The following is a 14,327-nucleotide window of genomic DNA, read 5'->3' as shown; positions in this document are numbered from 1 at the left end:
TCTGCTTTCTGTTGATTTTTAGTTTTTTAATAGGGAAAGAAAGCGTCAGCGCTCGACGCTCACGCCGCGCCAGAAGGCGACATGGCCGGCAATTTGCTTGGCGGCATCCTTGGGGTGGGGGTAATACCAGGCCGCGTTGGCATTCGTCTGGCCATCGACGACGACGTCGTAATAGCTGGCCGTGCCCTTCCAGGGGCAGACGGTGGTATGGCTGCTGGGACGCAGGTAGTCCTGCGTCACGGCCGCCAAAGGAAAATACACATTGTTTTCAACGACTTGCACCTGCGCATCGGTGGCTTGCGCAATGACGGCGCCATTCCAGCTGGCTGTTGGCATTTGACTATCCTCCTTTTGCGCCGAGTGTAGCGCAAAAAGTCTGCCATGGCGCGCGCCATTGGCGCCCCGTTCAAGCGCCGCTGATGATCTGGCGCAAGGCTTGCTCAAACACTTCGGGCGGCTGGCCGCCGGAAATCAGGTGGCGCTCGTTGATGATGACGGCGGGCACCGAGTTGATGCCGTTCTGCTGGTAGAACTGTTCCTGCGCGCGCACCTCGTCCGCGTAGGCGCCGGACGCCAGCACCTGGGCCGCCTTCGCGCCATCGAGCCCCGCCTTGCCGGCCGCGGCCAGCAGCACCTCGTGCGAGGATGGGTCCTGGCCCTGCGTGAAATACGCATCGAACAGGGCCATCTTGAGTGCTTTCTGGCGCCCTTCCAGCCCGGCCCAGTGCAGCAGACGGTGCGCGTCAAACGTGTTGTAGATGCGGCCCCGCTTGTCCATGGCAAAGGTAAAGCCCAGGCCTTCGCCGCGCGCGCGGATCGCTTCGCGCGACTGCGCCATCTGTTCTTCGGTGGAACCGTATTTGCGGGCGATGTGTTCGCCGATGTCCTCGCCTTCGGCCGGCATGTTGGCGTTCAGTTCGAAGGGCTGGAAGTGGATGTCGGCCTGGACGGTGTTTTGCAGCTTGTCCAGCGCCTGCTCCAGCGACTTGAGGCCGATCACGCACCAGGGGCAGGAAACGTCGGAAACGAAATCGATACGGATGGGAGTGGGTATGGCGGGAGTGGAACTCATGGTGGGCAGCCTTTGCGCGAGTCGGTGGCGGCCGCACCGCGCGGCGCCGCAAGCACAGCATATGCGTGCGGGCCGCCGGAAATCAAGCGCTTACTTCTTCTTGACGGGCGCCTTGGCCCCATCCTTCTTGCCGCCGATCTTGCTTTCCTTGCCAGAGAGCAAGTTGGCGATATTCTGGCTGTGGCGGTAGGCCAGCAGCACGCTCATGACGATCACGGCCAGCAGGATGGGATCGACGCCGAACAGCAAGCCGTAGTAGAACGGCGCGAACAGGGCCGCCACCAGCGCTGCCAGCGAGGAATAACGGAACGCATAGGCGATGATCAGCCAGGTCGCCAGGGTCGCCAGGCCCAGCCATGGATTGATGCCGAGCAACACCCCGAGGGCCGTGGCCACGCCCTTGCCGCCCACGAAGCGGAAGAACACGGGCCACAAATGGCCGAGGAAGACGGCGATGGCGACCAGGGCCACGGCCGTGTCGCCCACGCCCAGCGCCGCGGCAAAATGGTCGGCCAGGAACACGGCCAGCCAGCCCTTGGCGCCGTCGCCCAGCAGGGTCATGATTGCGGCGCCCTTGTTACCGCTGCGCAGCACGTTGGTGGCGCCCGGGTTTTTCGAGCCATAGGTGCGCGGATCGGCAATGCCGTAGACCTTGCTCATTACCACGGCAAACGATATCGAGCCGAGCAAGTAAGCGGCCACTGTCATTGCCACGGTTGTAATTACTGGATTCATTTCTTCCCTTTATTGTGTTTATTGCACCAGCATCGAGGCTGGCGCAGCAGAATATACACCAGCGCCCCGTCCACGGACAGGGCGGACCCGGCTTTCTTGCTCTCTTAATCCTGCAAGGCGCACTGCACCGGCTTGGCGTGCAACAAATCGACAAGCACCTGCGGCGCCAGCGAGACGAGAAAACCGCGCCGTCCGCCATTGATATAGATACGTGGTAATTCCAGAATCGACGCTTCCACGTACACGGGCATGGCCTTCTTCGTGCCGAAGGGTGAGGTGCCGCCGATCAGATAGCCGGAATGGCGCTGCGCCACCTCGGGCTTGCACGGCTCGACGGACTTGCAGCCGATCGAGCGCGCCAGGTTCTTGGTCGATACCTTGCAATCGCCATGCATGAGCACGATCATCGGCTTGGCCGCCTCGTCCTGCATCACCAGGGTCTTGACCACAGAATGTTCGGGCACATTCAATTCGCGCGCCGAGACGCTGGTGCCGCCATGCTCCTCGTACGGATATGGGTGTTCTTCAAAGGAAACTTGATGCTTGCGCAGCAACTGCGTCGCCTGGGTTTCGGAAATATGCTCTTTTTTAGCCATGCGTGATACGCTGATCGTTCAGTGAGGAGTGCTAATTATGCAGCAAGAAATCCGCTTTGCCACATTCAATGTCTGCAACCTGGCCCCGGCCGGGGAAAAACTGTATGACAACCTGGAACCGCTGAGCCCCGCGCAATACGAGGCCAAGGCGGAGTGGACGGCGCGGCAGATCGACCTGCTCGACGCCGACGTGATCGGTTTCCAGGAGATTTTCTCGCAGGCAGCCCTGCGCGACGTGCTGTCGCGCACGCGCCATTACCGCGAAGCCACCCTGGCCAGCTACGATGCGAGCGATGCGGCCGGACGCATGCTGCCCACGGTGGCGCTCGTGTCGCGGCTGCCGCTGGCCGGCGCCGGCGTTGCCTGGGCGAATTTTCCAGCCGGCGTGAGCGTGGCCGCCGACCAGCATACTGCCGATGAACAAGCCTGCCGCTTCGCCCGCGCGCCCCTGTACGTACAGGTGCTCTTGCCTGGAGGACAACTCACGGACGTGGTGGTGGTGCACCTGAAATCGCGCCGGCCCGACTACCGCCATGGCGACGGCAGCGATGCGGCCGCCTATGCGCTGGCCAACCTGCGTTCGCTGCAGCGGCGCGGCGCGGAAGCCGTGGCCCTGCGCGTGCTGGCAAGCGAATTGGGCCGCAGCGGCCGTCCCCGCATCGTGCTGGGCGATTTCAACGACATCGCCAATGCCGTCACCACGTCCATCGTCATGGGGGCGGGCGCGCCGTGCGAGCCGGGCATGGAAATGCGCGAGCGTCTGTACGACGCCAACGCCATCCAGCTGCGCCAGGATGCGGCGCGCCACGGGGGCTACACGAATATCCACGACAGCAACTACATGACGATCGACCACATCCTCGTATCCGAGCATTTCCACCCCGCCTCGTCGCGCGCCATCGGCGTGGTGCAGGAAGTCCATTGCCTGAACGACCATTTACTGCTGGGGCTGCCGCATGCGTCCGACCATGGCCAGGTGCTGGCGCGCATCAAGCTGCTGGGCAATATCGATTGATGTAATCGCTATTGCAACAGCATCGCCAATGCGCTGCCCTCGACTTGCGCGCTGGCATAGCGTCCCTGGTATTGCTGGCAACCCTGCGCCCGCAGATAGGCCAGCTGCTGCGCGGTTTCCACCCCTTCGGCAATCACCAGCAATTGCAGCTCGCGCCCCATGGCGATGATGGTGGCGGCGACCGCCGTGTCGGACTCGCCCGCTGTGCCCTCGGCCGCCGCGGGCAGGAATGAAGGATCGATCTTGAGTTTATCCACCGGGTAATGGCGCAGATTGGCCAGGCGCGAATAGCCGGTGCCGAAGTCGTCGATGGCCAGCCTGGCGCCCAGCGCGCGCAGCTGCGCCAGCACGCCGGCCAGGCGCGCGCCGCCCTTCATCAGCAGGGACTCCGTCACTTCCAGTTCCAGGCTGCCGGCAGGCAACCCCGACACGGCCAGCGCTTCTTGCACGCTGTGCAATAAATTATTGTGCAGGCATTGCGCCGGCGACAGATTCACGGACACGCTCCAGGCATGGCCCGCATCGTGCCAGGCGCGCGCGCGCAGACAGGCGTGGCGCAGCACCCAGTTGCCAATCGACACCATCAAGCCGCACTCCTCGGCCACGGCGATGAAGCGCTCGGGCGGCAGCACGCCCAGTTGCGGGTGGCGCCAGCGCAGCAACGCTTCGGCGCCCACGATCTGCCCGCTGGCGACGTCGAGCGCGGGCTCGAATTCCAGCATGAATTCATCGCGGCCCAGCGCCGCGCGCAAGCCCTGCTCGAGGCTGGCCCGCTCGACGATCTGCGCATTCATCTCGGCATTGAAAAACTGGAAATTATTGCGCCCGCTTTCCTTGGCGTGGTACATGGCGATATCGGCGTTGTGCACGAGGGTGTCGATGCTGTCGCCATCGCTGGGAAAGATGGCCACGCCGATCGAGGTGGACACATGCAATTCGTATTCGCCCAGCTGGTACACCTGCGTCACGGCATGCAGCAGGCTGGACGCCACATGGGCCACCTGGTCGATGCCGCCCACCTCGGCCAGGATGATGACGAACTCGTCGCCGCCATGCCGGCTGACGGTATCGACGCCGCGCACGCAGCGCACGAGGCGCCGCGCCACTTCCTTGAGCAGCAGGTCGCCCACGTGGTGGCCCATGCTGTCATTGATGTACTTGAAATGGTCGAGATCGAGATACAGGATGGCCAGCATGCTCAGCTTGCGCCGCGCGGCGGCCAGCGCCAGCGACAAGCGGTCCAGCAGCAGCACCCGGTTCGGCAGGTCGGTGAGGAAATCGTGCTCGGCCAGGTGGCGCGTGTGCTCCTCGTTCTTCTTGCGCTCGCTGATATCGCTGAGGATGGCCAGGTAATTGCTCAATTGCCCCTGCGGGTCGCGGATGGCCGTCAGCGACAGCCAGGCCGGATAGCGCCCGCCCGCCTTGCGCTGGCCCACGATATCGCCTTGCCAATAGCCGTTGGCATCGACTTCGTCCCACACGTGCTCGAAGAACGCCGGCGCATCGGGCTCCACGCCGTGCAGCACGAAGGCCTTGCCCAGCATATCGTCCGGGCTGTAGCCGCTGATCTCGCTGTACGCGGGATTCATGCTGACCACCAGTTGCTGCGGGTCCAGCACCACGATGGCCTCGCGCGCATGTTCAACCACCTGCGCCGACAGGTACAGCGCTTGCTCGGCCAGTTTGCGCGAGGAAATATCGCGGATCACCGCGTAAAACAGATAGGTGTGGTCGAGCGTGACGGAGGTGAGCAGCACTTCGCCCCAGAACAGCTGGCCCGCGCACGTCTGATAGCGCCAGTCGTGGCGCCAGTTGCCGTGGTCGTGGGCCTGGGCCGCCAGCTGCGTGCCGCGCAGCGAGGACAATTCGCCGTCGGGCTGGCGCAGGGGCGAAAAATCGCTGAGACGGCGCCCCAGCAGGCGTTGCCGGTCTTCACATTGAAACAGGGCAATGGCGGCCGGGTTGGCGTCGGCGATATGCTCGTCGCGCAGCAGCACGATGGCGTCGGCGGACTTGTCGTACAACTGGCGGAAATTATCGCCCATCAACAGCAAGGCGCCCTGCGCGGCGCCCTCCTGGCCGCTGGCCGTGATGTCGGCATCGATGCAGACCACTTGCCGCACGCGGCCGGACTGGATGACGGGAAACACGGTGGAACAGATGCAGCGCGGCGCGGCGCCATCAGCGTCCAGCTTCCACAGGCGCGCGCTGCGCGCCTTGCCGCTTTCCCACACGGCCGCCAGTTCGCCGGAAAAATCCGCCAGGGCGGCGGCGTCGTGCAGCGAGGCGGCCACCCTGGCCCACGGCTGGCCCAGCGCCAGCTCGGCCGCCACGCCGTACAGCCGCGCCGCGCCCAGGCTCCAGTAGCGCACGATGCCATCGCGGTCGATGCTGCGCACGGCCAGGCCCGGCGCCTGCTCGACGGCGGCGACGACAATGGACAGCAAGTCCAGCGCCGTGCCGGCCGCCCCGGCCTGCGGTTCGGCGGCGGCCAGCAGGCGGCCCGGCGACGGGGCGGCTCCGACAATCCGATCAGACATCAGCCCCCCGTGGCGCGGCCGCACGGCAACCGGCGAGCGAATGGCCTGGCCGGTAGCGCAACCATCTCGACCATTCTTGCGCGCCGGCGAATCGGCTTCTTGAGCATGCGCAAGCATCGTGACGCGCGCGTCGGCCAGGCCGGCAGTGTCTCCCGTCGCCGTTTTTTGCATTCCAGCCCCGATTTTATGCAATCTGTCGCACGGCGATGGCAGCCGGGGTTGAATCTTCCTAAAGTGGCAACATGCGCATCGCCGTGATCGGCCGCAGCAGCAGGCGTGCTGTCTGCGGCCGCCACGGTGATGCGCTACCCGAATTCCCCCGGCCCGCCACAGGCCGGCCGCATCGAGACCTGGCGCCGAACCCCTGCGCCGCTCCTGACCCAAAATACCTATGAAAAACGAGACCCTGCCCCCCGCCTCCCCCCTTGCAGCCACGCGCCGCCGGCGCTGGCGCGCCCCCGTGCTGATCCTGGTCGTGCTGGGCCTGGCCGGCGGCGGCTGGACCGTGATGCAATCGAAGCAACAAGCCGCCAAGGCGGCCGAACAGCAGGCCAGCAAGAAGAAGGAACAGGGAAAGACGCCCGTGCATGAACTGGCGCAGGGCGACGTGGCCGCCATCGATGCGCGCGCGCTCAGCATCAGCCTGCCCCTGTCCGGCTCGCTGGCGCCCGTGACCCAGGCCACCATCAAGGCCAAGGTTTCCGGCGTCATCCACGAGACGACCTTGCAGGAAGGCCAGCAGGTAGCCAATGGCCAGATCCTCGTGCGCCTGGACGCGGCCGACCAGCGCGCCCGCCTGACGCAGCAGCAAGCCATGCTGGACGAAGCGCAGGCGCGATTGTCGATGGCCAGCAAGAATGAAGCCAACAGCCAGGCCCTGCTCAAGCAAAAATACATTTCGCAGACGGCTTACGACACCACGCAAAACTCGGTCGACTTGGCGCGCGCCAACGTCAAGTCCGCCGCCGCCCAGCTCGATATCGCCCGCATCGCGCTGGCCGACACGGTGATCCGCGCGCCGATGGCCGGCATCGTCAGCAAGCGCCATCTGCAAGCTGGCGAAAAAGTCTCGCCCGACATGCCCGTCTACACCATCGTCAATCTTGCCCAGCTGACCCTGGAAGCGCCCGTGCCCAGCGCGGAAATTCCCCGCATCAAGCTGGGCCAGGACGTGCACTTCAAGGTCGACGGCTTCGGCGCGCGCGACTTTGCCGGCAAGGTGGCGCGCATCAACCCCACCACCGAAAGCGGCTCGCGCGCCATGCTCGTCTACATCGCCGTCGACAATGGCGATGGCGCGCTGCGCGGCGGCATGTTCGCCAAGGGCAGCATCGTCACCGAACGCTCGCCCGTGGCGCCGCTGGTGCCCCTGACGGCCGTGCGCAATGAAAAGCAGGGCCCCGTCGTGTATGCGCTGGTGAACAACAAGGTGGTCGCGCAGCCCGTCACCCTGGGCTTGCGCAACGAAGACGAAGGCTATGCGGAAGTGACGTCGGGCCTCGTGCCGGGCGCGAAAGTCATCGTCGCCAAGCTCGATGGCGTCAAGCCGGGCCACGGCGTGACCTTTGCCGGGACACCCGCCGCGCCCGCAGCACAGCCGGCCGTGCTGGCACGGAAGGACTAAGCCATGTGGATGACCAAAGTCAGCATACAGAATCCCGTCTTCGCCACCATGGTCATGGTGGCGCTGGTGGTGCTGGGCATCTTCTCGTACCGGGGCCTGGGCGTGGAAAGCATGCCCAGCGTGCAGTTTCCGTTCGCCGCCATTGAAGTGAACTATCCGGGCGCCTCGCCCGAGGCCGTGGAAAACGACATCACGCGCCCCATCGAGGACGCCGTCAACACCGTCAGCGGCATCAAGACCATCCGCGCCAACTCGTGGGAAGGACGCGCCGGCGTCTACTTGGAATTCGAGCTGTCGACGAACATGGACAAGGCCATGCAGGACTTGCGCGACAAGGTGGCCCTGGTGCGTCCCCGCTTCCCCAAGGAAGCCAAAGACCCGTTCATCGCGCGTGCCGAAGGCGACAACGAGCGCCCCATCGCCACCATCGTGCTGACGTCGACCGGGCATGACCTGCGCTCGCTGTCGACCATGACGGAACAGATCATCAGCAAGCGCTTCCAGGGCGTGGCCGGCGTGGGCCAGGTCAAGCTGCGCGGCCTGCGCGCGCGCCAGATCCTCATCAGCATGAAGCCGATCGAACTCAATGCCCAGGGCATCGGCGTCGATGAAGTGATCCGTGCCATCCAGGCCACGAATACCAACCTGCCGGCAGGCTCCATCAGCCATGGCGCGGCCGAACAGCTGGTGCGCGTGGAAGGCAAGATCAAGGATGCGCGCGAATTCGGCAAGATCATCGTGGCGCGCCGCGCCGTCGGTCCCGTCTACCTGGACCAGGTGGCCACCGTCGTCGACGGCGAGCAGGAAGAACTGTCGATCTCGCGCATGAACGGCCAGCAGGCCGTGACCATGGAAATCACCAAGGTGCAGGATGCCAACGTGGTCGAAGTGGGCACCGGCATCCTGAAGGTGGCGGCGGACCTGCAAAAGACGCTGCCGCCCGATATCACCCTGCGCGTGCTGGACGACGAATCGGAGCGCGTGCAAAGCCAGCTCAATAACGTCAAGCGCACCATCATCGAAGGCGCCGTGCTGACCATGGTGATCGTCTTCCTGTTCCTGCACTCGTGGCGCTCGACCATCATCACGGGCTTGACCTTGCCGATCTCCGTGCTGGCCAGCTTCATCGCCATGAAGGCCTTCGGCTTCACCCTGAATTTCCTGACCCTGATGGCGCTGTCCCTGTGCATCGGCCTCCTGATCGACGACGCCATCGTGGTGCGCGAAAATATCGTGCGCCACCTGGGCATGGGCAAGAACCACTACAAGGCGGCCAACGACGGCACCAATGAAATCGGCCTGGCCGTGATGGCCACCACATTCGCCATCGTCGCCGTGTTCGTGCCCGTGGCCTTCATGGACGGCATCATCGGCCGCTTCTTCCTGCAGTTCGGCATCACCGTGGCCGTCGCCGTGCTGGTATCGCTGTTCGTCAGCTTCACCCTCGACCCCATGCTGTCGTCCGTCTGGCGCGACCCCGTCAAGGACCGCTTCAAGTACGCGCCATGGCTGGGCCGCTTCATGGCCTGGATCGAGACGGGCATCGACCGCCTGCACGTCTGGTATGGCAAGGTACTGAAAGTGGCCCTGCGCTGGCGCAAGACCACCCTGGCCACGGCCGTGGCGCTGTTCGCGGGCAGCCTGATGCTCGTGCCCATGATCGGCGGCGAGATGTTCCCGGAAACGGACCAGGGCTGGGTCAACCTGCGCTTCAAGACGCCCGTCGGCTCCAGCCTCGAATACACGGATTCCAAGGTGCGCCAGATCGAAACGGCGCTGAAGGAATTCCCCGAAATCGACAGCCTGGTGGCCAATATTGGCACGCCCGATGGCCGCAATACGGCCGAGGTGAACCTGAAGCTGACGGACATCAAGACGCACAAGCGCCGCTCGCAGCAGGAACTGGAAAAGCTGATCCGCGAACGCCTGGCGCCGATTGCCGGCATCACCCTGTCCGTGGGCCAGCGTCCCATCTTCATCGCCATCCTCGGCACGGATGAAGGCAAGCTCGATGCGGTGGCGCATACCCTGATGGACAAGATGCGCAACATCAAGGGCCTGGCCGACATGGAATACAGCCAGGAAGGCGCCAATCCGTCGACCACCGTGAAGATCAACAACGAGCTGGCCAGCGACCTGGGATTGTCGGTGCAGCAGATCGGCAATGCCCTGCGTCCGTTCGTGGCAGGCGACACGGTCAGTCACTGGCTGGCGTCCGACGGGCAGAACTATGACGTCAACGTGCAGCTGCCCAAGTCGGGCCGGCAAAAGGTGGCCGACCTGGCCGACCTGTCGCTGGCGTCCAGCAAGCTCGATGCGAATGGCAAGCCCGTCATGATTCCGCTGCGCCAGGTGGTCGAATTCGTGCCGTCGTCCAGCCCGCAAGTGCTGAAACGCCAGGCCTTGCAGCGCAGGGTCGCCATCTATGCAGGCGTGCAGGGCCGCCCTGCCGGCGACGTTGACGCCGACGTGCAGAAAGCCATCAAGTCCATCGACCTGCCGCCCGGCGTGCGCTTCGACGTGGCCGGCAACGCGCAGCAGATGGCCGAAACCATGGGCGGCGCGATGATGGCGCTGGGCATCGCCGTGATCTTCATCTACCTGGTGCTCGCATCGCAGTTCGGCAGCTTCCTGCAGCCGGTGGCCATCATGGTGTCCCTGCCGCTGTCCCTGATCGGCGTGCTGGCCGCGCTGCTGATTACGGGCAGCACCCTGAACATCTTCTCCGTGATCGGCTTCATCATGCTCATGGGCCTGGTCACCAAGAATGCGATCCTGCTGGTGGACTTCACCAACCAGCGCCAGCGCGAAGGCCTGGGGCAGTTCGAGGCGCTGATGGAAGCGGGACAAGTGCGCTTGCGCCCCATCCTGATGACGACACTGGCAATGGTCTTCGGCATGCTGCCGATGGCCATCGGCATGGGCGACGGCGGCGAATCGCAGGCGCCGATGGGCCGCGCCGTCATCGGCGGCGTGATCACCTCGACGCTCCTGACGCTGGTGGTGGTGCCCGTCGCCTACACCTACCTCGACAGCCTGGGCAAGCGCGCCGCACGCTTCTTCGGCGGCGGCGACGAGCATGCGCACGCCGAATCCGCGGACGATGGCAAGGCACACGTCCACTGATCTGCCGGTCGCCTTCACCGTCCCCGCATTGGCGGGGACGACGCGGCGGCTTCCTGAAGAGAGCTTCAGTTGACCAAAGCGGCCCCGCTGGCTAGACTGTCCCCCGTTATCAATGATATGGAGTGACTCGTGGGTGCTTGTTCCAGTGACAGTAGTCGATTGACCATCGGCGATCGGCCTTAGGCAAGACGCGTGCATTCCGCCCGCCTTGCCCTCGGCAAGGTGCGGTTCTACCAGCGGCAGTACAGACTCGCCGCCACTCCCCTCCTCATCGTTCCCCCGTTATCGCCTGCTGACCCAATCCGGGCGGATTGTCTTCGCCCTGTGCACTCGCCTGTTCCTCCCCAGCCGGGAGAAACTGATGGTGGTATTTGACTTTGCGCTGCGCGTTGCCGCGGCATTGACCCTGGGCGCCATGATCGGCGCCGAACGCCAGCTGCGCCAGCGCATGGCGGGCCTGCGCACGAACGCGCTGGTGTCCGTCGGCGCCTCGCTGTTCGTGATGGTTTCCGTGCTCGAAGGCGATCCCGACGGCCACCTGCGCATCGCCGCACAGGTGGTGTCGGGCATCGGCTTTCTTGGCGCCGGCGTCATCATGCGCGAAGGGATGACAGTGCGCGGCCTGAACACGGCCGCCACCCTGTGGTGCTCGGCCGCCATCGGCGTGCTGTGCGGCCTCGGTTTTGCGCTGGAAGCGGCCATCGGCACGGGCTTCGTGCTGGTCGCCAACCTGGTGCTGCGCCACCTGGCGCAACGCATCAATGCCCACGGCAGCGAAGCGGGCATCGAGACGGAAAGCATCTACCGCGTCACGGCCGTGTGCGAGGCGGAGCAGGAAGTCCAGGTGCGCAACCTGATGCTGCGCATGATCAGCGGCATGCCGGCGCTGATGCTGCAATCGCTGCACAGCGAGGACGCGGCGCAGGCGGGACGCATCGAAGTGCGCGCCGACCTGCTCACGCCCTTGTCCAGCCTGGGATTGCTGGAACAGATCGTCAGCCAGGTCAGCCTGGAAGGCAGCGTCTCGGCCGTGCGCTGGGCGCTGGTGAACAACGCGGAATTTGTCGCCGAACGGGGAGTGTGATGATGAAAAAATTCTTCCATTGGTTTGCCCGGCGCGGCCCGGCCATCGCCACCTACCGCCTGACCGTCACCTGCCCTGCCGCGCAGGCCGACCATGTGGTGCGCCTGCTGCTGGCCGAACTGAAGGGCGCGGGCCTGGCGCCGTCGCAGATGCTGCGCAGCTGGGATGAAGCCAGGCAGGTGGTGCGGCTGATCGCCACGGTGCTGTGCCAGGCCGTGCAGCGCGCCGTGCTGGTGCGCTTCGTCAACCGCGCGGGCGCCTGGCCGCAGGTGCGGCAAGTGCGCTGGGAAGGCGTGGCGCCTTCAGCCTGAAGCGGGCAGGCGCATGATGAACAGCGCACCGCCTTGCGGGCGGTTCTGCGCCTCGATGCTGCCGCCGTATGCATGCACGATGGCTTGCGACAGGGCCAGGCCCAGGCCGAAGCCGGGTGCCTCGCCCGCGCGCGCCTGGGCGCCCCGGTAGAAACGTTCGAACAGGTGCGGCAAGTCTTCCACGCCGATGCCCGGGCCGGCATCGCTCACGCCAACGAGCGCGTCGCCGCCGTCGCGCGCCACGTGCACGCTGATGACGCTGCCGGATGGCGAAAACTTCACGGCGTTATCGAGCAGGTTGGCCAGCACCAGATCCACGGGGCCGGCCGCCACGCGCGCGTGCACGGGCGCGCCTTCATCGAAGACGATGCGGATGCCGCGCTGCGCTGCCGGTTTTTCCAGGCGCTGCGCCGCCGCCCGCACCAGCGGATTGAGCGCAACCGTTTCCACGGCATTGCGCTCCTGGCCCACGTCCAGGCGCGTGAGCATCAGCAGTTCTTCCACCAGGGTCGTCAGCCGCTGCACTTCATCGAGGCAGGAGGCCAGCGCATCGACGTATTCGGGCGACTCGCGCGGACGGCGCAAAGTGATCTCGATTTCCGTGCGCAGGCGCGACAGGGGCGAGCGCAGTTCGTGCGAAGCGTCCGCCGTGAAACGCCGCTGCGCGTCGTAGCCGTGTTCCAGGCGGTCCAGCATGGCGTTCAGGGTATCGACCAGGCGGCCGATCTCGTCCCGCGTGCCGGGATGGGGCAGGCGCTGGTGCAGGCTGGCCTCGCCGATCGAATGCGCCTGCCGCACCACGTCGTCGATGGCGCCCAGCACGCGGCGCGTGAGCATTTCGCCGGCCAGCCCCACGGCCGCCAGCAAGGCCAGCGCCATGGCGCCAAACAGCACGGTGGCCGCAGCCAGCACGTGGTTGACGTCGTCGAGCGAACCGGCCACCTGCACGGCCAGGCGTGCGCCGGACGCGGGCACGGGAACGGAAACCATGCGCAGCGGCTCCTCGCCAAACTTGGGCAGGGTTTCAAAGACGGTGTCGCCGGCCGCCAGGCGCGCCAGCAGGGCCGCTGAGGCGGGCAGCTGCGCCGCCTCCAGGTTGCGGCTGCGCGCCAGCACGCGGCCATCGCCATCGATGATCTGCACCAGGCGGTCGAGCCGCGTCAGCGACGGCGGCGCCAGGCCGGACGCCACCTCGTGCACCTGCACGGGCTGGCGCGGCGCGGCCGGCAGCATGGCCATTTCCGTCTCGGCCAGCGCCAGCAGGGCCGCATCGAGCTGGCCATGCACGGCGCGCGACAGGCCCCAGTAGCCGGCCAGCGCGGTGCAGGCGACGATGGCGAGGATGACGGCCAGGTGCACCAGCAGCAGGCGCTTGCGAAAGCTAGCCACCATGGTTTTCCGCCAGGCGGAAGCCGCGTCCGCGCACCGTGTGGATCAAGGCCGGCAAGCCCGGCGCATCGACTTTGCCCCGCAGGTTGCGCACGTGGACATCGATCAGGTTGTCGATGCCGATCAGGTCCGCCTGCCAGATCTGCTCGGCCAGGCGCGCGCGGCTGACCACTTCGCCCGCCTGGCGCAGCAGGATCAGCAGGATCGCGTATTCCTTGGGCGTGAGCACCAGCGGCACGCCGGCGCGCGTGGCCTGGTGGCTGACGGGATCGAGCGTCAGGTCGGCCAGCGCCAGCACCAGCGGACGGCTGATGTCGGAGCGGCGCAGCAGCGCGCGGATGCGCGCCAGCAGTTCCTCGAATTCGAACGGCTTGGTCAGGTAATCGTCGGCGCCCGTGTTCAGGCCCGCCACCCGGTCGGCCGTGGCGTCGCGCGCGGTCAGCATCAGCACGGGCGTCTGGATGGCGCGCGCGCGCAGGTCGCGGCAGAAATCGATGCCCTGCTTGCCCGGCAACATCCAGTCCAGCACGATCAGGTCGTAATCGACGGCGTAGCTTTCCTCTTCGCCTTCCTCGGCGCTGTGGGCCACGTCGACGACGAAGCCTTCTTCCTGCAAGCCCCGCGCCAGCAGGCGCGCCGCCTTGCGGTCGTCTTCCACCAGGAGGATTCTCATGCCTGCCTTTCCCATTGCGCCGTGTTTTCCATGCCTGCATTTTACCGCGCCGCACTGCGCGCGCGCGCAACCTGAAGAATGATTCAGGCGTTCTTGGGCGCTTCTTCAGGACGGCCTTGCTATGCTTTTCCGGCGCTGTAGTGACGCTGTCCGCGCCACCTG

At 65.7% G+C, this 14,327-nt stretch carries 12 protein-coding genes; 5 read left to right on the top strand and 7 right to left on the bottom strand.

Annotated features, from left to right (window positions below; translation table 11 throughout):
• Positions 1 to 45: 45 nt before the first annotated feature.
• From VPH41_RS02940 to ybaK, 4 genes are all read right to left on the bottom strand, one after another.
• A complete protein-coding gene (locus tag VPH41_RS02940; protein ID WP_152281531.1) occupies positions 46 to 336 on the bottom strand; it encodes a DUF427 domain-containing protein in 291 nt (96 codons plus the stop codon).
• 70 nt (positions 337 to 406) lie between these two features.
• Positions 407 to 1,072, bottom strand: coding sequence for a DsbA family oxidoreductase (locus VPH41_RS02935; RefSeq protein ID WP_328568903.1), 666 nt, complete (start codon positions 1,070 to 1,072; stop codon positions 407 to 409).
• Positions 1,073 to 1,162: 90 nt separating this feature from the next.
• Positions 1,163 to 1,807: a glycerol-3-phosphate 1-O-acyltransferase PlsY gene (gene plsY, locus VPH41_RS02930; RefSeq protein WP_328568902.1), complete on the bottom strand. Its 645-nt coding sequence runs from the start codon at positions 1,805 to 1,807 to the stop codon at positions 1,163 to 1,165.
• 104 nt (positions 1,808 to 1,911) lie between these two features.
• Positions 1,912 to 2,403 (bottom strand): Cys-tRNA(Pro) deacylase, encoded by a 492-nt coding sequence (gene ybaK / locus VPH41_RS02925; protein WP_152256654.1) that lies wholly within the window; start codon positions 2,401 to 2,403, stop codon positions 1,912 to 1,914.
• A 37-nt stretch (positions 2,404 to 2,440) separates the two neighbouring features.
• Between ybaK and VPH41_RS02920 the strand changes: the two genes are divergently transcribed.
• Positions 2,441 to 3,418 (top strand): endonuclease/exonuclease/phosphatase family protein, encoded by a 978-nt coding sequence (locus tag VPH41_RS02920; protein ID WP_328568901.1) that lies wholly within the window; start codon positions 2,441 to 2,443, stop codon positions 3,416 to 3,418.
• Positions 3,419 to 3,426: 8 nt separating this feature from the next.
• On the opposite strand, the gene VPH41_RS02915 is transcribed toward VPH41_RS02920, so the two are convergent.
• Complete coding sequence (locus tag VPH41_RS02915) at positions 3,427 to 5,958, bottom strand: sensor domain-containing protein (RefSeq protein WP_328568900.1); 2,532 nt, start codon at positions 5,956 to 5,958, stop codon at positions 3,427 to 3,429.
• 391 nt (positions 5,959 to 6,349) lie between these two features.
• On the opposite strand from VPH41_RS02915, the gene VPH41_RS02910 reads away from it, so the two are divergent.
• From VPH41_RS02910 to VPH41_RS02895, 4 genes are all read left to right on the top strand, one after another.
• Complete coding sequence (locus tag VPH41_RS02910; protein WP_328568899.1) at positions 6,350 to 7,582, top strand: efflux RND transporter periplasmic adaptor subunit; 1,233 nt, start codon at positions 6,350 to 6,352, stop codon at positions 7,580 to 7,582.
• 3 nt (positions 7,583 to 7,585) lie between these two features.
• Positions 7,586 to 10,708: an efflux RND transporter permease subunit gene (locus tag VPH41_RS02905; RefSeq protein WP_328568898.1), complete on the top strand. Its 3,123-nt coding sequence runs from the start codon at positions 7,586 to 7,588 to the stop codon at positions 10,706 to 10,708.
• 364 nt (positions 10,709 to 11,072) lie between these two features.
• Positions 11,073 to 11,792 carry an MgtC/SapB family protein gene (locus VPH41_RS02900; protein WP_226938990.1) on the top strand — a complete coding sequence of 240 codons (720 nt, stop codon included), beginning with the start codon at positions 11,073 to 11,075 and terminating at the stop codon, positions 11,790 to 11,792.
• The gene (locus VPH41_RS02895) at positions 11,792 to 12,103 is read left to right on the top strand and encodes a hypothetical protein (RefSeq protein WP_328568897.1); all 312 of its coding nucleotides are present in this window, start codon (positions 11,792 to 11,794) and stop codon (positions 12,101 to 12,103) included. The genes VPH41_RS02900 and VPH41_RS02895 overlap by 1 nt, the downstream gene beginning before the upstream one ends.
• Here VPH41_RS02895 and VPH41_RS02890 read toward each other — a convergent pair.
• Both VPH41_RS02890 and VPH41_RS02885 read right to left on the bottom strand, forming a co-directional pair.
• Positions 12,095 to 13,492, bottom strand: a complete 1,398-nt coding sequence (locus tag VPH41_RS02890; protein WP_328569609.1) for a sensor histidine kinase — start codon at positions 13,490 to 13,492, stop codon at positions 12,095 to 12,097. The two genes, VPH41_RS02895 and VPH41_RS02890, sit on opposite strands and share 9 nt — an antisense overlap.
• Positions 13,485 to 14,165: a response regulator transcription factor gene (locus VPH41_RS02885; protein ID WP_152284998.1), complete on the bottom strand. Its 681-nt coding sequence runs from the start codon at positions 14,163 to 14,165 to the stop codon at positions 13,485 to 13,487. The genes VPH41_RS02890 and VPH41_RS02885 overlap by 8 nt, the downstream gene beginning before the upstream one ends.
• Between the last annotated feature and the right edge of the window lie 162 nt (positions 14,166 to 14,327).

Source organism: Janthinobacterium sp. P210006 (assembly GCF_036231885.1).
GTDB lineage: Bacteria > Pseudomonadota > Gammaproteobacteria > Burkholderiales > Burkholderiaceae_D > Janthinobacterium > Janthinobacterium violaceinigrum.
Note: the sequence above shows the minus strand (reverse complement) of the source record. Positions and strands in the feature narration are given on the sequence as shown.